Raw genomic sequence first — 17394 nt, 5'->3', positions numbered from 1 at the left:
GCGCGGCGTGCAACATGGTTTTTAGCGAGGGTAATTCAGGAGTTCCATGAACTTGACAGACGATAACCTTGATCACCGGGATGTGGCGTGGATGACGCTGGCGTTGGATTACGCCGCTCGTGCGGCGGGGCAAGGCGAAGTGCCCGTCGGCGCGGTGTTGCTGGATGCTGACGGTCGTCTGTTGGCGGCGGCGCATAATGCACCGGTTCAGGGCCACGATCCCAGCGCGCATGCGGAAATGCTTGTACTGCGTCAGGGGGCACGGTCTTTGCGAAACTATCGGCTGACGGGTACTACCCTCTATGTCACTTTGGAACCCTGCGTTATGTGTGTCGGAGCGATGCTGCATGCGCGGGTAGCGCGTCTTGTCTATGGCGCGTCGGATCCGAAGGCGGGTGCGGTAGAAAGTCTTTACCACCTGTTAGAGGATGACCGCTTTAACCATCGCATCCTGACGGAGGGAGGTCTATTGGCAACACCATCTGCGGTTTTATTAAGGGATTTTTTCCGGGTCCGGCGACATGGTAAAAAGGCAAGAGATACGGCTGTCGTTATGGCCGAAGCTGGTGTTGAAACAAGGCAAGGGAGGGGGGATGAAGCATTGCAGTCATGAATGGCAGGTGAACAATGGTGGCCGCGGCCTATATGAACTCACTCAGAAATTGCAGGATTGGTTGCAGGAAGCCGGTGCCTGGGTAGGATGGGCGAATCTCTTTGTGCCACACACCTCGGCCAGCCTATTGCTGCAAGAAAATGCCGATCCGGATGTGCGCGCGGATATCCTTGATTATTTTGCGCGTTTGGTTCCAGATGATGATCCCGGTTTTCGTCATTGCAATGAAGGACCAGATGATATGTCGGCGCATCTGCGCAGTGTGCTGACCCAGAATAGCTTGATCATTCCCGTACGGGAGGGCCGGGTGGCACTGGGGAGCTGGCAGGGGGTTTTTCTTTTTGAACACCGGGTGCGACCAGTCAGCCGTCGGGTGCTGGTCAGTTTTCAGGGTGTTGTGGAGGCGGTCTGATGCCTGAATTTATGCAGTTATACAACGGGATGCTGCGCGGCATTCGTGAGTGGTCGCGCTGGGATGAGTTCCAGCAGATGCTCGCTGAACAGGCGGACAATGGCTGGTATGTGTATTTTGTTGGCGTAGATTTCCCGCAGGAGCCGCTTGATGCCGCGACTTTTTGCAAAGTGCTGGGCGCGATTGGCACCTTGCTGCATCACGATCATAAGGAAAAATATCTGGGTATTGTCTATGTCGACGATTTTGAACATCCGCGGCTGATCAAGATTTACGATCCCAACAATTTGGGAGCGTCTTGTGGCAGCAGCGGAAAAGTGGTTCCAGCCGGCTGGATACTCTCGCGGGTAGCTCCTGATCCTCTGGGGGAGTTTGTCGTGCCCGAAGGCCGCAAGCGCTGGTGGCGGGAAATTTTCCAAAACTGATTGGGTTGGCATTATCGCCCGGCCTTTTGTACCCTTGCGCGAAACAACGATCAGGAGAACCCATGGAAGCTGACCTTAAGCCCCTGGAATTCGAGGGCATCCGCCGGCTGCTCGAAAAGCTCTGTGCGACGCCCTTTGGGGCCGATGCGGCGCGCAATCTTGCACCTGCCCCCACGGTGGGCGTCGCTCGCCAGTTGCAAGAGGCCATCACCGCCGCCCGCTTCGGCCTGGAGTCGGGCGAAGGCCCGATCCTCCCAGATCTGCCGGATGTGCGTGCTGCCATTCGCCAGGTGGCTTCTCCTGGCGCGGCGCTGGCGGGTACAGCCTTTCGTAATCTGGCGCTGGTGTTGCGGGTCGGTGCGCAGATGCGTCCTTATGTGGAAAAGCGTCCTGCGCTTTTGCCCACCGGACCGGAGCGGTTGGACGCAGCGGCGGACCTGTTGCCCCAAATTGACGCCGTGCTCTTGCCCAACGGCAGTGTGCGCGAAGATGGTAATGATGCCCTGCGCCAGTTGCATCACGAACTGAAGACGGAGCGCGAGCAGGTTCAGAAGGCTTTGCAGGGGCATCTGCGTGCGCCCGGAACGAAGGCCCACTGGTCCGGCCAGCGCGCCTGCGTGCATTTGCCCGATGGCGCGGTGGACAATATTCGCGGTGTGCGGCGCGGCACAGGTCCGGGTGGGCACGGCACTTTGGTTGAGCCGATGGAAATGGTGGCAGGCAATAACCATCTGGAGAAACTCGCGGGTCGTATCGAACAGGAAAATCAGGCCATCCTCCGCGCGCTCAGTGATGCGGCGCGTGAGCGCCTGGACAGTCTGCAGCATCTGGTGGAGTCACTCACCTGGCTGGATTTGGCCATGGCGGGTGCGCAACTGTCCATCCATCTGCATGGCAAAGCGGCGGAGATGGTAAATGAACCGGTATTGTTACTGGAAGAAGCCTATCACCCACAATTGATACTGGCCTACGCGGAGAAGCGGGGTCCGCAGCCCAAACCACTATCCGTGCATATTGATGCCGAGTGTCCGATTCTGGTGGTGACCGGACCCAACACCGGTGGTAAGAGCGTCTCTCTGAAGACCGTTGGGTTGCTTGCAGTCATGGCCCATTGCGGCTTACATATCCCGGTGAATGGGCGCGCCGTGGTCGGCAACTTTACCCGTATTTTTGTCGACATGGGTGACCCGCAGAGTGTCGCCTTTGCGTTGTCCACTTTCTCCGGTCATGTGGAAGTGCTGAAAAAGTTGCTCGCTCATGCGGACGACCATACGCTCATTCTGTTGGACGAGTTGGGTACCGGCACGGATCCGGAAGAAGGGGCGGCGCTGGCGATGGCGGTGCTCGATTATCTGGCAGGACGCGGGGTGCGGGGTATGGTGACCACCCATCTCACGCCGCTCAAGGCCTTTGCCGAGACCCATGCTTGCCTGCGGAATGCTTCCATGCGCTTTGATCAGGAGCGGTTGGAGCCCACCTACGAGCTGCAGATCGGGGTGCCTGGGCATTCCCTGGGACTGGTTGTTGCGGCAAAACGCGGCCTACCGGAGGATCTGGTCAGCAAGGCGCGCGGCTATCTGGAATACCTGCACAGTCATTAGGCCAAAAAGCGTGCTGGCTGCCGCGGTACCATAGATGACAATCCGTATGTGCCAAGGCATTTTTATTTGACCTCACAGCAAAATATGTCTAGCTTTTTGTGCTGATACTTTATTCCCTGAGGAGTACGACGATGACGTCCCCGACGACTACGCAAGATCGCCCAAGTCCCGAGCTGGAAACAGAAGAGCTGACGGGTGCGGAGATTGTAGTCCGTGCGTTGCGTGATGAAGGTGTGGAACATGTTTTCGGCTATCCGGGCGGTGCGGTGCTGTATATTTACGACAAGCTTGCGCAGCAGGATGCCGTCAAGCATATTCTCGTGCGTCATGAGCAGGCGGCGGTGCATGCGGCGGATGCCTATTCCAGGGTTACCGGCAAGGTCGGTGTGGCGCTGGTCACCAGCGGCCCGGGTGCCACCAATGCGGTGACCGGAATTGCCACGGCGTATATGGACTCGGTGCCGATGGTGGTGATTACCGGGCAGGTGCCCGTTGCGCTCATCGGCAATGACGCCTTTCAGGAAGTGGATACGGTGGGTATTACGCGCCCCTGCACCAAGCATAATTTCTTGGTGAAGGATGTCCGCGATCTGGCGAACACCCTGAAGACGGCTTTTTATCTGGCGACGACGGGGCGGCCTGGTCCGGTGCTGGTGGACATCCCCAAGGATATTACCAGCCACAAAACCCATTACCACTACCCGGAAAAAATCACTCTGCGTTCCTACAAACCGACGCTGAAAGGCCATCTGGGGCAGGTGCGTAAAGCCATGCAACTCATTACCAGCGCGCAGCGGCCGATGTTCTATACCGGCGGTGGCATTATCCTCGGTAACGCTTCCGGGGAACTACGCAAGCTGGTCCGCACGCTGGGCGCGCCCATTACCCATACTCTCATGGGCTTGGGTGCCTATCCGGCATCGGATCGTCAGTTTTTGGGCATGCTGGGTATGCACGGTACCTACGAGGCCAATATGGCTGTGCAACATTGTGATGTGCTGGTTGCTCTGGGCGCGCGTTTCGATGATCGCGTCACCGGCAATCTTGCCAAGTTCGCGCCACGCGCGCGGATTGTGCATGTGGACGTTGATCCGTCCTCCATCTCCAAGAATGTGCGGGTGGATGTGCCCGTCGTCGGCGATTTGCAGCAGGTCCTGCTCGAAATGAATCAGGTGCTGGCGGAAAGCGATCAGCGCAACGATCCCCAGGCAATGCAGGCATGGTGGGCGCAAATTGAGGAATGGCAGCAGCGCGATTGTCTGCATTACAAGCAGGACGATCGCCTCATCAAGCCGCAATTTGTGGTGCAGAAGCTCTTTGAACTGACAGGGGGTAATGCCATCGTCACTTCGGATGTGGGACAGCACCAGATGTGGGCAGCGCAGTTTTATGGTTTCGACCGGCCACGGCGCTGGGTCAACAGTGGTGGTTTGGGTACCATGGGCTTCGGGCTCCCGGCGGCCATGGGCGCGCAGGTCGCCGAACCGGATTCGACGGTGGTCTGTGTGACGGGCGATGGCAGCATCCAGATGAATATTCAAGAGTTGTCCACCTGTCTGCAGTATCACTTGCCTATCAAGGTGGCGTGTCTCAACAATCATTATCTGGGGATGGTGCGTCAGTGGCAGGAGTTCTTCTATGAAAATCGTTATGCCATGAGCTATGTGGATGCCTTGCCGGACTTTGTCAAATTGGTCGAAGCCTATGGCCATATCGGCCTGCGTGCGGACACGCCCGCTGATGTGGAGCCGGTGATCCGTGAGGCGCTGCGCCTTAAAGATCGCATGGTGTTCATGGACTTTCAGGTGGACCCGCAGGAAAATGTCTACCCCATGGTGCCCGCGGGTGCGGCCCTCTCTGAAATGATTCTGGTGTAACCCCATGCGCCATATCATCTCTATCTTGCTGGAAAATGAAGCGGGCGCCTTGTCACGAGTGGCAGGGTTGTTCGCTGCGCGCGGGTATAACATTGAAGCGATGACCGTCGCGCCGACCCATGATTCGAGTATCTCGCGGATGACCGTGGCTACCCGCGGCTCCGAAGAGATCATGGAGCAGGTCCTCAAACAATTGAATAAGCTCGTGGAGGTCATTCGTGTGCAGGACCTGACAGAGGGTCCGCACATTGAGCGAGAGCTGATGCTCATCAAGGTCCATGCTGTGGGGCCGGATCGTGAGGAAGTTAAAAGGCTGTCGGATGTTTTCCGGGGGCGCATCATTGATGTTACGGACCGCTCCTACACCATAGAGCTGACCGGTACTGGCGAGAAGCTGGATGCCTTTATCCATGCTCTGGATCCCGGTATGGTCATTGAGGTGGTACGTAGCGGTGCCAGCGCCATTAGCCGTGGTGCCAAGGCAATCTAAGTCCTAAACGAAAAAGTTACAATCACTTCACCAGATAGCAAGAGGTTTCACATGAAGGTTTATTACGATAACGACGCCGATCTCGCCCTGATCCAGAAGAAGCAAGTGGCCATCATCGGTTACGGCTCCCAGGGTCATGCCCACGCCTTGAACCTCAAGGATTCTGGCGTCAGCGTGGTCGTCGGTCTGCGCAAGGACTCCTCCTCCTGGGAGAAGGCCAGCAAGGCCGGGTTGGCAGTCAAGGAAGTCGCCGCAGCGGTAGCAGTCGCCGATGTGATCATGATCCTGACCCCCGATGAAGGCCAGGGCGCGCTGTATCGCGATGAGATCGCACCAAACATCAAACAGGGCGCGGCATTGGTATTCGCTCACGGTTTTAACGTCCACTTTGGTCAGATTCATCCGCGTGCCGATCTGGATTGCTTCCTGGTGGCGCCCAAGGGGCCGGGGCATCTGGTGCGTTCTACCTACACCCAGGGCGGCGGTGTGCCCAGCCTGATTGCGGTGCATCAGGATGCCAGCGGCAATGCCACCAATATTGCGCTGTCTTATGCCAAGGCCAACGGTGGCACCCGTGCTGGCGTGATCGAGACCAGCTTTCGGGAAGAGACCGAAACCGATCTTTTCGGTGAGCAGGCCGTGCTTTGTGGTGGCGCCACGGCGTTGGTGCAGGCGGGTTTCGAGACGCTGGTGGAGGCCGGTTATGCGCCGGAAATGGCCTACTTTGAGTGTCTGCACGAGTTGAAGCTGATCGTTGACCTCATGTATGAGGGCGGCATCGCCAATATGCGCTACTCGATTTCCAATACCGCCGAATATGGCGACCTGACCCGCGGCCCACGCGTCGTTAATGCCGATACCAAGGCGGAGATGAAGAAGATTCTGACGGAAATTCAGAATGGCCAATTTGCCAGGGAGTTTATCCTCGAGAATCAGGCGGGCAAGCCGACTATGCAGGCCATGCGCCGGATGGGTGCCGAGCATCCCATCGAAGTGGTAGGCAACAAACTGCGCTCCATGATGACCTGGATTGGTCAGAACCGGATTGTGGACCGTTCGCGTAACTAATTTCGCGACGGGGATTGGCGACAATCCGCATGGGGCGGAACGGCTGTGGGCAAAAAGCAATGTGCCTGTGGTGATTCCGCCCTTTTATCGTGGTCTGGCTCCTGATAGGCTCTGCGCATGAAAACAGACTATCCTTATCCGTTGTTGGCGCGCGAGGGCTGGCCTTTTTTGGCCTTGTTTTTAGGTGTCGCCATTGTGCTGCAGATATTTACGAATGCCTGGTGGGCTTCGCCCTTTTATCTGCTTTTTCTCTTCAGCCTCCAGTTTTTCCGTGATCCGCGGCGACCGCTGCCGGCGTTATCGGAAGGATCGGTGGTGTGCCCGGCTGATGGCAAGGTGATTGCTATTGAGCAGGTTGAAGACCCCTATCTTTCCCGTCATGCGCTCAAGATCAGTATTTTTATGAATGTGTTTGATGTGCATGTGAATCGCATGCCGGTCAAGGGACAGGTGCAAAAGGCTTGGTATTTTCCGGGTAAGTTCTTCAACGCGGCCCTCGACAAGGCTTCTTTGGAGAATGAGCGCAATGCTCTTTGGGTGAAAACCGACGACGGCAGCGACGTGACCGTCGTACAGGTGGCGGGCTTGGTCGCACGGCGGATTGTCTGTTATGTCGCTGCGGACAGTGTAGTGACCGCGGGCCAGCGCTTCGGCTTTATCCGTTTTGGTTCGCGGGTGGATACCTACTTGCCGCTCAGTGCCCAGCCTTTGGTGGCTATAGGGGAGCGGGTGCGTTCGGGCGCCCAGAGTATTGCGACCTTGGGTGTGCAGCAGGCATGAATCCCAGATATCCGCGCCGTGGTGTTTATGTCCTGCCCAACCTCTTTACTACCGCCAGCCTTTTTGCGGGTTTCTACTCTATCATCGCTTCCATTAACGGACATTACCGGGTGGCGGCCATCGTCATTTTCATTGCCATGATTCTCGACGGACTGGATGGGCGTGTGGCGAGGATGACCCATACGGAAAGCGCATTCGGCGCGGAATATGACTCATTGGCGGATGTGATTGCCTTTGGTATGGCGCCGGCCATTTTGGTGTTTCTGTGGGGGCTGCGGGATTTCGGCAATTTCGGCTGGCTGGGGGCCTTTGTCTATACCGCCTGTGGTGCCCTGCGCCTGGCTCGCTTTAACACCCAGGTGCATAGCGCGTCCAAGCGCTACTTCCAGGGTTTGCCCATACCCACGGCAGCGGCCGTGCTGGCCAGTCTGGTCTGGGTGGCGGTAGGGGAGGGCTACCCCTGGTTGACGCAGATTAGTGAATATCTGGCACTGGGGCTGGTCTACGCGTTAGGCCTGTTGATGGTCAGTAATGTCCGCTTCCGCAGTTTCAAGGATTTCGACCTGCACGGGCGAGTGCCTTTTGCGTTAGCCATCCTCGTGGTGCTGGCTGTGGCCTTGGTCGCCGTGCATCCACCGTTGGTACTGTTTATCGCCGTGATGTCCTATGTGGTGGTGGGGTTGCTGTTGACCCTGTGGCAAATCCGCAGTCGCCGTATTCAGCGGCGGCGTGGTGGCTCAGGTCACTGACTTGCCGATACCGTGGATGCGCCCCAGTGCAGGGCCCGTAAGCGACTGAATTTTTTGTGTTGATGGGCTTGCATGCGGATAAGAATGTCGTTCAGCGTATGCACAGCCTCGACTGCGTAAGGACCCTTGTTGAGCATCACGCACTCGGCGCGCACGCCCATGGCCGCATCGGTGAACTCGGGTCGGGAGATGACACCCTTTTTGGTGAGTTGTTCCAGTACCTGGGTGGCCCAGATGACGGGCAAATGGGCTGCTTCCGCCAGCCAGAGAATTTCTTCCTGTACTTCCGCCAGTCGTTCAGGGCCCACTTCTACAGCCAGATCGCCGCGCGCGATCATTACACCCATCGGTTGGCGTCCGAGGGCGGCCAGCAGTATCTCCGGTAGTTTGTGAAAGGAGCCAGCGGTTTCTATTTTCGCGATAACACCCAGGTGTTCACCTTGCCGCTGACGCAGGGCTTCCAGCATGCCACGCATGTGTTCGGCGCTCTCTACGAAAGAAAAACCGATGAGATCCGCCAAAGGAATAATGGTGTCCAGATCCTCCAGGTCCTTGGCACTGAGGGCCGGAAGATTCAGTGCTAGTCCGGGAAAATTGAGACCACGGCCTGCTTGTAGGCGGGCACCCCCTGGTTTGGTTTTGGTGATGCGCAGCAAGGCACCTTCAGGACCCTGTTCCATGACCATGGCGGCAATTTTGCCGTCGTCCATCCACACCGCCTGGCCGACGGGCAGTTGCGCAACGACTTCCGGGAGGGTGCAGGCGATGCGTGCCGGGCGACTCTTCTGTGCCGGTGCCCCGGGCCCTGGTTGGCTTTGCAGCAGGAGCTGATCGTCGACTTCCAGATGCAGAGGGAGTGCGCTTTGCGGAATGCCCACAAAGTGTCCTTGCACATGGCGGCGACGCCGGCTTTGCCAGGGGTTCCCCGCAGTGAAGTAGCAGCCCTGCATGGCCTGTAAGGTGATGATCTGACCTTCAATGCGTTCAACCACGAGTACGCGCTCTTTGCCGCGGGCATCGTGGCAGAGCAAGTCTTCGCCTTGCTGCGGCATGGCGCTACCGGATGCCATAAGGAGCAGGCAATCTATCCCTGCGGGACTAAGCGCTATCTCCTTATGGCAGGCCAGCACGGTCATTTGTGCTGGCGTTTGCAGGCGACCGAGGCGGTCACGTTCAGGACTCAAATGGATCACTCCCGAAACTTCGGGAAGCGGGCCGGTGCGAATCTTGTGCCCGGCGAGGTCGGCGAGAATCCGGCAGGGGTGGCCAGTGTCACGGCTCGCGGTGCGGACCTGCTCAGCCAACCGTTGCCATATGGCCGGGTCATCATGGGCGCAGTTAATACGCGCGATGTTCATGCCGGCAGTTAATAAATTGCGGAAAAAATCAGAATCGTCAACGCGATCGCCGGATAGCGTTACCATGATGTGGGTGTTGCGTTGGTGGGGCGGACTACCGAGCAGGGCCAGCGTGTTGTTCGTAAGGGCCTGCTGGCCTTGCTCTCGCGTGATGGCTGTGGTTCCACTGAAGTCGGCAGGCGGCATTTGCAGGGCGGCGCGTAATATCTGCAGGGTACACTGCACGCTGTCGAGCACGTGACTTTCTGCGCGACCGAGAGAGGAGAGTCCGGTATCTGACAAGGCATCTTGCAGGGGACGCAAATCGACGCTACGCAGGGCCAGGTAGTGCAGCATGTTACGGATACCGGGATGCCAGGGGAGGCTGGGGTCTTGCTGCTCCAAAAGAGTGAGTTGGGTTGCTTCACTTTGGACAATCCGCGTGTGAAGCCCTCCAAGGGCTTCCTGAAGGTCTTGCCATGCCTTATTCATGTGCTTCACCTGCTTGCTCATGTCTGAAGTTTAGCAGATGAATATTTCAGTACGATGACAATGCCTTGTTACGACGAGGGAGGGGGCGGCTGCATTGTCAGAACATCTGATACCCTTTGTTTAAAGGACCTAACGGATCAGAACAGTAAACCCATCCCTGCCCCGAAGTAATGGGTAAATCCACCTAGGTTTCCGCTCAGGCGCACACCTTCTTCGAGGTCCACTTCACAGTAGGGAGTAAGCAGATACTGCACACCGCCGTCCGCATCAAAACCGGACCCCAGGTCCGGCCCCGTGCGGCTTTGTCCGTAGAACTCGCCATAGAACTGTAAATTCCACAAAGGCAACCAGGTAAAGGTGATGTCCGGATTAACGCTGGTGAAGCGACCACCTCCTGCGAGTGCGGGATTGGTTTGAGATGTGACGCCCAATTGCAAGGATATCCCGGTGTCGTTGCTGGGGGCATAGTCAACGATGCCGTTAAAAGCTACTCCTGTCCCCCGGCTGCCAAACGCCGGGCTCCCGGAGGGTAGAGTAAATAAGCTTTCCACGGCCCCCAGCCAGTGTTTGGCATAGCCCAATTCGTGCTTGATGCCGACCGTGGTGGCCGAGAACCCCTGGAGACGTGAGCTGTCTGGGATCTGCTGGAGCGTGTCGTTGGGCGGCAGCAGGATGAATTCGTTGTGGCCCGGTAGGCCAAAGCGCAATTCTGCCTCGGGAAAATCATCGGCAGTGCCGCCTCCGGTTCCCGTAACGTTGGCGTGTTGGTAACCGGCTTCCAGTACGGCATGGCCGTATTGCACCACACAGGCGCTGTCAGACACTGTGGGTCGATCTAGCAGGGCGAGCAATGCGGACGGTCCGATGCAAGGATTTTGGATGGTATCATTTGCACGTACGGTTTGGATGCCCATGAAAAGCGTTGCCAGCAAGGTGATAACAGGAAAAAGTTTTAGTTCGTTCATGTCGCTGACATGCTCCTCAAGAGATACTTTTCAATATGCTAATTATATTGCTATTACCACCTCTCACCAATTGGTGGATGGCGCTATTTCAAAGTGCCTGAAATGATGGTCTCTACTGGTGTCAAGAATGGGTGTTTTTGGCTCCTTTCACAACGGTGATTTTGGGAGATTCCGGGAGCAGTTGAGGCGTGCGGTAACTCTCATCAGTCGAGATGTTTACGATTCGCCAAATCCTATCAAGCCATCCGGCAGATGCAGCGTTCCTGCCTGTCGCGAAGGTCCGATGGTGCCAGTAGTCACATCAATAAGTATTTATTGCCTGTATTTGCTTACCGATCTCGGCAACTTTTTGGGCATCCTTAACGACTTCCTCCCAGTGACCATCCTTGATTTCTACAATCATGGTGTACGTTAAATATTCTGCTTTATCTTTCAGTATTTTTGTCTCATATCGTGGATTGGTTGGCGCATGATCTTCGCGTGCATAGGCAGATAATGGCGCGGTCATAAGGATCGTCATCATAAACCCCCGTAGGGCAGCATGGCGAAGTCTGATTGTCATGATCTGACTTTCTTTGCATATTTCCTGGTTAGATGTTTCTCGCGTCATGGCGAATCCTCCTGTAATGTGTGTCCGTTGCTGATGCCATTACTTTCTCCTTGTCTGTACCGTCTTCACCGCAGGCTCAATCGCCGTTTCTGCCACAGGGCGTAGAGGGCGGGGATCACCAGCAGCGCCAGTAGCGCAGCGCTGAACATGCCACCCACCATGGGCGCGGCAATGCGCTTCATCACATCGGCACCGGCGCCATGGCTGAACAGGATGGGTAAGAGGCCACCCACCACCAGGGTCAAGGTCATGGCCAGAGGCCGCAGGCGCAGCATGGTCCCCTCGATGACGGCGAGCCGAAGGTCGTGCCAGTTCTGCAAGGCGTTACGGGCCTGCCGCCGGATGAGGGCCTGATCCAGGTAGAGGAGCATCACCACCCCGAATTCCGCCGCCACCCCCGCGAGGGCGATAAAGCCCACGGCCACTGCCACCGAAAGTTTGTAGCCGAGCCAGTAGACGAGCCAGAAACCGCCGACCAGGGATAGGGGCAGGGTGAGCAGGATGATGGTCACCTCCACCCAGTTTTTAAAGTTGAAGTAGAGGAGCAGGGCGATCAGCAGAATGACGGCAGGAATGACCAGCTCCAAGCGCTTGGCGGCCTGCTCCATGACCTGATACTGGCCTACCCAGGAGATGGTATAACCTCCTGGAAGACGGACGGCTTTCGCAATCGCCGCTTTGGCGCGGGGCACATAGGCACCGATGTTGGTGCCGGGCTTCAGGTCGATGGTGATCCAGCTATTCAGGCGGCTATTGTCGCTGGTGAGCATGGCGGGGCCACCCTCGATACGGAGATCGGCTACCTGGGCCAGAGGGATCTGGGCACCGTTGGGAGCGGCGATGCGGCTTTCCATCAGGGTGGACAGGGACTGGCGCAGTTCCCGAGGGTAACGGAGATCCACTGGGAAGCGTTCCAGCCCTTGTACTGCGGTGGTCAGGACCTCGCCGCCAATGGCCGTCTCCACGAGACGGTTCACATCCGCCACCGAAAGGCCGTAGCGGGCGGCCTTGGCGCGGTCGGTGTGGATGACGATGTAGCGGCCGCCGGTGACCCGGGCCGCGTAGGCGCTTTGGGTGCCGGGTACCTGGCGCAAAACCGTTTGGAGTTCCTGCCCCAGGCGGTTCAGGGTATCGAGATCCGTTCCGCCGATTTTAATGCCTAATGGCGTCTGGAGACCGGTAGTCAGCATATCCACCCGTCCTTTGAGCGGCTGCGTCCAGATATTCGACAGACCGGCGACTTGCAAGGCTTTGTTCATCTTGCTTTGCAGCTTGTGCATGGTCATCCCGGCTGGCCACTGGTCGGGATTTTTCAAATTCACCACCGTATCAAACATGGACAGGGGCGATTGATCGGTCGCCGTTTGTGCCCTTCCGGCCTCGCCGAAAACCGTCTCCACCTCGGGGAAGGTCTTCAGGATGCGGTCCGTCTGCTGCAGGAGCGTGGCCGCCTGGCCGATGGAGACTGCCGGATCCTGGGTGACCGGCATGTAGAGCAGCGTCCCCTCGTTCAGGGGTGGCATAAATTCCGACCCCAGGCGGTTCCAGGGGTAGTAGAGGGTGGCCGTGAGCAGCAGGGCGAGGACCAAAATGATCCAGGGGGCGCGCAGGACACCGTGGATGACTGGTCGGTAGAGGAAAGCCAGGACCCGATTCAGGGGGTTTTTGTTCTCGGGGAGGATGCGACCGCGAATGAACCAAGCCATGAGGATGGGCACCAGGGTTACCGAGAGCATGGCGGCGGCGGCCACGGAAAATGTCTTGGTGAAGGCGAGTGGCGCGAAGAGCTTGCCCTCCTCGCCGCCCAGGGCGAAGACCGGCAGGAAGGAAACGGCGATGATGATCAGCGAGAAGAATAAGGCCGGACCGACCTCCTCCGCTGCCGCTATGGCCGCCGCCCAGGGGTCGACGCCGGGGTGGTGTTCCAAATGCTTGTGCATGTTTTCGATCATGACCACGGGGGCATCCATCATCACGCCGATGGCGATGGCGATGCCGCCCAGGGACATGATGTTGGCGGGGATACCCAGGACCCACATGATGAGGAAGGCCGCCAGTATCCCCAGCGGCAGGGCGACGAGAGCCACCAGCGCCGAACGCGCGCGCAGCAGGAAAAGCAGGGAGATGAGTGCTACCGCCAGGGATTCCTCCAGCAGCTTGCTGGTCAGGGTATGAATGCTACGCTGGATGAGCGGGGCCTGGCTGTAAGTGGTGACGACTTGCACCCCTTTGGGTAGGGAGGGCTGGATGTCCTTCAGCTTGCGCTCAATCTGGTGGATGAGGGCATAGGCGTTGCCGCCCTGGTTCATCATTACGATACCGCCTACCACATGGCCTTGGCCGTTGAGTTCGGCAATGCCGTTGGGCAACTGCGGGCCCAGCTGCACGCGGGCCACCTGCCGCAGCGTAATGGGCACACCGTCGCGCACGGCCAGAGACGCATCCTCCAGGTCTTTCAGGGAACGAATGTAACCCGAGGTGCGGACGATATAACTCGCCTCTCCCATATCCACCACCGAGCCGCTGGTTTCCCCGTTGGCAGCCCGGATAGCGGCCTCCACGTCCGGTAGAGTCAGGTGGTAGGCGAGAAGTTTCTGGGGGTCCACCACCACCTGGTACTCTTGCACCATGCCCCCTACCGTGGCTACCTCCGCGACACCGGAGATGCCCTGCAGTTCGTACTTGAGAAACCAGTTTTGCAAGGTGGTGAGTTCGGCCAGATTCAGGGTCCCGCCGGGGTCGCTGAGGGCATACTCGAAGATCCAGTCCACCCCTGAACTGTTCGGACCCAGGGTCGGTGTGACCCCCGGCGGCAGCTTGGACTGCACCTGACTCAGGTATTGGAGTACCAGATTGCGCGCTTGATAGGTGCTGGTGCCGCCCTTGAACAAGACGTAAACATAGGAGTCCCCGAACATCGAGTAGCCGCGCACGGCCTGGGCACCGGGGACCTCCTGCAGGGTGGTCTCCAGCGGATAGGTCACCTGATCCTGAACTATTTGCGGAGCCTGCCCCGGGTAGGAGGTTTTGACGATGACCTGGGTGGGCGAGATGTCGGGGATGGCCTCCAGGGGAATATCGATCACTGCCAGCGTACCACTGACGATCAACACCAGGACGGCGATCATGACCAGCAAGCGGTTTGCCATACACCAATGCATGATCGCTCTAATCATGAGATTGACCTCCCTGGCCCATGTTCATCCCGGCCATGGTGCCCGGACTGGATGATGCCTGTGGCGTCAATGGGGCACCTGCATCCCCGACCGGAGCAGCCGGCGCAGGGGACTCCCGGCCCGGAGTCAGGCCACTGTGTTGCGGTGGGGAATTTCCATTGCCCAGCATGCGGGCCTTGACGGACCGGAACTGGGATTCGGAATAGAGCAGGAACTGGGCGCTCTCCACTACCCGGTCACCGGTTTTGAGTCCTTTGTCGATGGCTACCCAGCCGTCGGCCTCCGGCCCCAGGGCGACCTCTACCGGCAGGAAGTGCCCTTGGCCCTCACCCAGCATCACGTAATTCCCCTGAGTGGTACGCAGTACGGCGCTGCTGGGCACCGCCAGGGTCTTCTCGGCGCTGGCTAAAATGGTGGCGTCGGCGTAGGTGCCGGGGCGCAAATTCCCGCCGGGATTGGGAAAGCTCAGCCGGGCCGTCACCGTCCGGTTTTGGGGGTCGAGGGTCGGGTAGAGGAAGTTCAAACGTCCCTTCCAGGCCTTGCCGGGATAGGCGGGCAGGCGCAGGCGCACGGGGTTGCCGATCTGTACCCAGGGCAACTGATAGGAATAGAGCGCCACATTGACCCAGACCCGGTCGAGGTTGGCTATTTCATAGATATTCGTTTGCGGCGAGACATAACCACCCTGGCGCACATGGAGGGTCTCGACCACCCCGGAAGCAGGCGCCAAGAGCGGTACGTCCCGCTCCGCGGTGCCGCGCCGGGTGAGCGCCGCGATCTGGCCTTCCGGCATGCCCAGCAGCCGCAATTTCGCCTTGGCTGCCGCCAGCAGTGCCGGGTCTTCCGTCGTCCCATCCTGGCGGCGGGCAATGAGATATTCCTGCTGGGCACTATACAGCTCGGGAGAATACATCTCGGCGAGCACCTGGCCGCGCTGCACGGGGTCACCCACGGCCCGGACGTTCAAGCGTGTCACCCAGCCGGAGAAACGCGGGGTGACGGAATAGACACGGTTTTCGTCCACCGCCACGGTGCCCACGGTGTGGATGGCGTGGCCCATCTGACGGCGCTGCACGTCTACGAGACGCACCCCCAGGTTTTGCGCCAGGCGCGGATCGATGCTGAGGCCGGATGCCTTTTGCGCACTCGGCCTGGAGGCATACACCGGTATATAAGGCATACCCATGCTGTCCTTCATCGGATGATCCGAATGAATCTTGGGGTCCATGGGGGCAGCCCAGTAGAGGATATGCCGTCCCTTGGGCGTGCCTTCCTGAGAATGGGTTGCGGTGGAGTTGGCGCTCGGCGCGGCGGCGGGGGCCCGCAGCCACCACACCACTCCAGCCCCAAGGGCTACGCCAAAAACGAGCAGGCCGATACCGATGATCCTGTTGCGTGACTTCATGATTGTGCTCCCCCTTCGGTGGTGAGGAAATCCAGTTCTGCGGCGCTGAGGGCCAGGTCGCGGCGGTATTGCAGGCGGGTCAGGGCGTAGTCCAGCACTTCCTTCTGGGTGCGCAGCACCGCGCTCAGTTCGGCACGTCCCGCCGAGTAGGCAGCGAGCGTCGCGGAAAAGGCATTTCGTGCGGTGGGCAGCAGGCGTTGATCGGTGCGCTCCAACTCGGTCTTGAGGGCTGCGTAGCGGGCGAAGGTGGCGCGCTCCTGCTGCGTCAAGGCAAGCTGTTTATCGTCGTAGCGATATTGCGCCTGCAGGGCCTTGGCCCGGGCGGCGACGACGTTCTGATCCTGGCGATCTCCCGGAAATATGGGCAGGCTCAGGTCAACCCCTGCTGACAGCCAGTTGGGGCTGCCGGGGTGGAAATCCTGACCGTAATCGACACTGACCGTGACTTCCGGCCAATAGCCACGTTTGGCTACCTGCACGCCCATTTGCGCCGCGCGGGTTTGCGCCTGGGCGGCGCGCAGGAGGGGTTGGCCGGAGAGGCGGGCTTCCGCCTGAGCCAGGGTGGGCGGGGGTGGCAGGTTCGGCCATTGATGCTCTATGGACGGCGGTTCCGCCAGATTCAGGATCTGCGCGATTTGCGCGAGATCGCTTGCCTGCTCCGACTGCAATCGATCGACATCATTGGCTAGACTGTCGCGCGCCAGTTGGGCGCGGAGGACATCGGCCTGGGACCCCTGAGCGGACCGGTAGAGCGCCAGGGCCGCCTGCACGCTCTCGACCTGCAATTGTTCCTGATGCCGGACCGTTGCCACGGCATCTTCGGCATAGACCGCTTGCAGCCAGGCGCGACGCAGCAACAACACCAGCTCGGCGGATTGGCCGCGCAGGGTGTCGGCGGCCGCCTCCGCCTCCACCCCCGCCTGCTGTCCTTCCAGCCCCAATTTGCCAAAGGAGGGAAAAGTCTGACTCACGCCCACGCTCAGCATGCTCATCGGTTGCTGGTTCATGGAGAAGCTGTTGAGGGGCAGGTTGACGGCGCCGAGGGCGAGATGCGGATCGGGCAGTTGGGCCACCGCCACGGCCTTGTGCCGTAATTCGGCAATCTTCTGGGTCAGGGCGCCGAGACCGGGATTTTGTCGCAGGGCAATCGCCTCTGCGCCTTGCAGGCTCAATGGAGCGGCCCCGGCGGTCGTTACCGACAGGAGCACTAGCACCCCGGCCAAGAGGCGAATCCTGCGCCATGTCGGTTGGGTAAAACGACCAGGAATGTTGGTATGCATGAAAAATCTCCATGGCAAATTAATGACATATCCCCCCGTTTAGAAAGGGGGCCAGTTTGCTCAGGAGAAATTAAATGACCAGCCGCACGTGCTGGAGGGGGGGAGGATGATGGG

The 17394-nt window shown here is 58.9% G+C and carries 15 protein-coding genes; 9 read left to right on the top strand and 6 right to left on the bottom strand.

From position 1 onward, the window contains the following. Positions 1-46: 46 nt before the first annotated feature. From tadA to pssA, 9 genes are all read left to right on the top strand, one after another. The gene (gene tadA / locus M0P56_RS04205; protein WP_291508798.1) at positions 47-613 is read left to right on the top strand and encodes a tRNA adenosine(34) deaminase TadA; all 567 of its coding nucleotides are present in this window, start codon (positions 47-49) and stop codon (positions 611-613) included. Then, the gene (locus tag M0P56_RS04200; protein ID WP_291508797.1) at positions 594-1025 is read left to right on the top strand and encodes a secondary thiamine-phosphate synthase enzyme YjbQ; all 432 of its coding nucleotides are present in this window, start codon (positions 594-596) and stop codon (positions 1023-1025) included. The genes tadA and M0P56_RS04200 overlap by 20 nt, the downstream gene beginning before the upstream one ends. Next, positions 1025-1450 (top strand): hypothetical protein, encoded by a 426-nt coding sequence (locus M0P56_RS04195; RefSeq protein WP_291508796.1) that lies wholly within the window; start codon positions 1025-1027, stop codon positions 1448-1450. Before M0P56_RS04200 ends, M0P56_RS04195 begins: the two co-directional genes overlap by 1 nt. Positions 1451-1512: 62 nt before the next feature. Continuing rightward, positions 1513-3051: a DNA mismatch repair protein MutS gene (locus tag M0P56_RS04190; RefSeq protein ID WP_291508795.1), complete on the top strand. Its 1539-nt coding sequence runs from the start codon at positions 1513-1515 to the stop codon at positions 3049-3051. A gap of 131 nt (positions 3052-3182) precedes the next feature. Next, complete coding sequence (ilvB, locus tag M0P56_RS04185) at positions 3183-4928, top strand: biosynthetic-type acetolactate synthase large subunit (protein WP_291508794.1); 1746 nt, start codon at positions 3183-3185, stop codon at positions 4926-4928. 4 nt (positions 4929-4932) lie between these two features. Further along, complete coding sequence (gene ilvN / locus M0P56_RS04180; RefSeq protein ID WP_291508793.1) at positions 4933-5418, top strand: acetolactate synthase small subunit; 486 nt, start codon at positions 4933-4935, stop codon at positions 5416-5418. Between the two features lie 51 nt (positions 5419-5469). Continuing rightward, a complete protein-coding gene (gene ilvC, locus M0P56_RS04175) occupies positions 5470-6486 on the top strand; it encodes a ketol-acid reductoisomerase (protein WP_291508792.1) in 1017 nt (338 codons plus the stop codon). A 117-nt stretch (positions 6487-6603) separates the two neighbouring features. Further along, positions 6604-7266 (top strand): phosphatidylserine decarboxylase, encoded by a 663-nt coding sequence (locus M0P56_RS04170; RefSeq protein WP_291508791.1) that lies wholly within the window; start codon positions 6604-6606, stop codon positions 7264-7266. After that, complete coding sequence (gene pssA, locus M0P56_RS04165) at positions 7263-8015, top strand: CDP-diacylglycerol--serine O-phosphatidyltransferase (RefSeq protein WP_291508790.1); 753 nt, start codon at positions 7263-7265, stop codon at positions 8013-8015. Before M0P56_RS04170 ends, pssA begins: the two co-directional genes overlap by 4 nt. Here pssA and M0P56_RS04160 read toward each other — a convergent pair. The 6 genes from M0P56_RS04160 to M0P56_RS04135 all read right to left on the bottom strand — a co-directional run bounded on the left by M0P56_RS04160 (position 8009) and on the right by M0P56_RS04135 (position 17280). Then, positions 8009-9844 carry a pyruvate kinase gene (locus M0P56_RS04160; protein WP_291508789.1) on the bottom strand — a complete coding sequence of 612 codons (1836 nt, stop codon included), beginning with the start codon at positions 9842-9844 and terminating at the stop codon, positions 8009-8011. The genes pssA and M0P56_RS04160 overlap by 7 nt on opposite strands. Before the next feature lie 137 nt (positions 9845-9981). After that, a complete protein-coding gene (locus M0P56_RS04155; RefSeq protein ID WP_291508788.1) occupies positions 9982-10809 on the bottom strand; it encodes a hypothetical protein in 828 nt (275 codons plus the stop codon). A gap of 301 nt (positions 10810-11110) precedes the next feature. Beyond that, positions 11111-11419, bottom strand: a complete 309-nt coding sequence (locus tag M0P56_RS04150; RefSeq protein ID WP_291508787.1) for a hypothetical protein — start codon at positions 11417-11419, stop codon at positions 11111-11113. 65 nt (positions 11420-11484) lie between these two features. Further along, the gene (locus M0P56_RS04145; RefSeq protein ID WP_291508786.1) at positions 11485-14595 is read right to left on the bottom strand and encodes a CusA/CzcA family heavy metal efflux RND transporter; all 3111 of its coding nucleotides are present in this window, start codon (positions 14593-14595) and stop codon (positions 11485-11487) included. After that, the gene (locus M0P56_RS04140; protein WP_291508785.1) at positions 14588-16000 is read right to left on the bottom strand and encodes an efflux RND transporter periplasmic adaptor subunit; all 1413 of its coding nucleotides are present in this window, start codon (positions 15998-16000) and stop codon (positions 14588-14590) included. The genes M0P56_RS04145 and M0P56_RS04140 overlap by 8 nt, the downstream gene beginning before the upstream one ends. Then, positions 15997-17280: a TolC family protein gene (locus M0P56_RS04135; protein ID WP_291508784.1), complete on the bottom strand. Its 1284-nt coding sequence runs from the start codon at positions 17278-17280 to the stop codon at positions 15997-15999. The genes M0P56_RS04140 and M0P56_RS04135 overlap by 4 nt, the downstream gene beginning before the upstream one ends. Between the last annotated feature and the right edge of the window lie 114 nt (positions 17281-17394).

It is taken from the genome of Acidithiobacillus sp. (assembly GCF_023229925.1).
GTDB lineage: Bacteria > Pseudomonadota > Gammaproteobacteria > Acidithiobacillales > Acidithiobacillaceae > Acidithiobacillus.
The sequence above is the reverse complement of the archived record's forward strand: the minus strand, read 5'-3'. Positions and strand labels throughout refer to the sequence as shown.

What these genes read in the sequence shown, in the direction of transcription:
- pssA (WP_291508790.1), top strand. Translation starts at nt 7,263, where the DNA reads ATGAATCCCAGATATCCGCGCCGTGGTGTTTATGTCCTGCCCAACCTC.
- M0P56_RS04190 (WP_291508795.1), top strand. Translation starts at nt 1,513, where the DNA reads ATGGAAGCTGACCTTAAGCCCCTGGAATTCGAGGGCATCCGCCGGCTG.
- ilvN (WP_291508793.1), top strand. Translation starts at nt 4,933, where the DNA reads ATGCGCCATATCATCTCTATCTTGCTGGAAAATGAAGCGGGCGCCTTG.
- ilvC (WP_291508792.1), top strand. Translation starts at nt 5,470, where the DNA reads ATGAAGGTTTATTACGATAACGACGCCGATCTCGCCCTGATCCAGAAG.
- M0P56_RS04155 (WP_291508788.1), bottom strand. Translation starts at nt 10,809, where the DNA reads ATGAACGAACTAAAACTTTTTCCTGTTATCACCTTGCTGGCAACGCTT.
- M0P56_RS04170 (WP_291508791.1), top strand. Translation starts at nt 6,604, where the DNA reads ATGAAAACAGACTATCCTTATCCGTTGTTGGCGCGCGAGGGCTGGCCT.
- M0P56_RS04150 (WP_291508787.1), bottom strand. Translation starts at nt 11,419, where the DNA reads ATGACGCGAGAAACATCTAACCAGGAAATATGCAAAGAAAGTCAGATC.
- M0P56_RS04200 (WP_291508797.1), top strand. Translation starts at nt 594, where the DNA reads ATGAAGCATTGCAGTCATGAATGGCAGGTGAACAATGGTGGCCGCGGC.
- M0P56_RS04145 (WP_291508786.1), bottom strand. Translation starts at nt 14,595, where the DNA reads ATGATTAGAGCGATCATGCATTGGTGTATGGCAAACCGCTTGCTGGTC.
- M0P56_RS04140 (WP_291508785.1), bottom strand. Translation starts at nt 16,000, where the DNA reads ATGAAGTCACGCAACAGGATCATCGGTATCGGCCTGCTCGTTTTTGGC.
- M0P56_RS04160 (WP_291508789.1), bottom strand. Translation starts at nt 9,844, where the DNA reads ATGAATAAGGCATGGCAAGACCTTCAGGAAGCCCTTGGAGGGCTTCAC.
- M0P56_RS04195 (WP_291508796.1), top strand. Translation starts at nt 1,025, where the DNA reads ATGCCTGAATTTATGCAGTTATACAACGGGATGCTGCGCGGCATTCGT.
- ilvB (WP_291508794.1), top strand. Translation starts at nt 3,183, where the DNA reads ATGACGTCCCCGACGACTACGCAAGATCGCCCAAGTCCCGAGCTGGAA.
- M0P56_RS04135 (WP_291508784.1), bottom strand. Translation starts at nt 17,280, where the DNA reads ATGCATACCAACATTCCTGGTCGTTTTACCCAACCGACATGGCGCAGG.
- tadA (WP_291508798.1), top strand. Translation starts at nt 47, where the DNA reads ATGAACTTGACAGACGATAACCTTGATCACCGGGATGTGGCGTGGATG.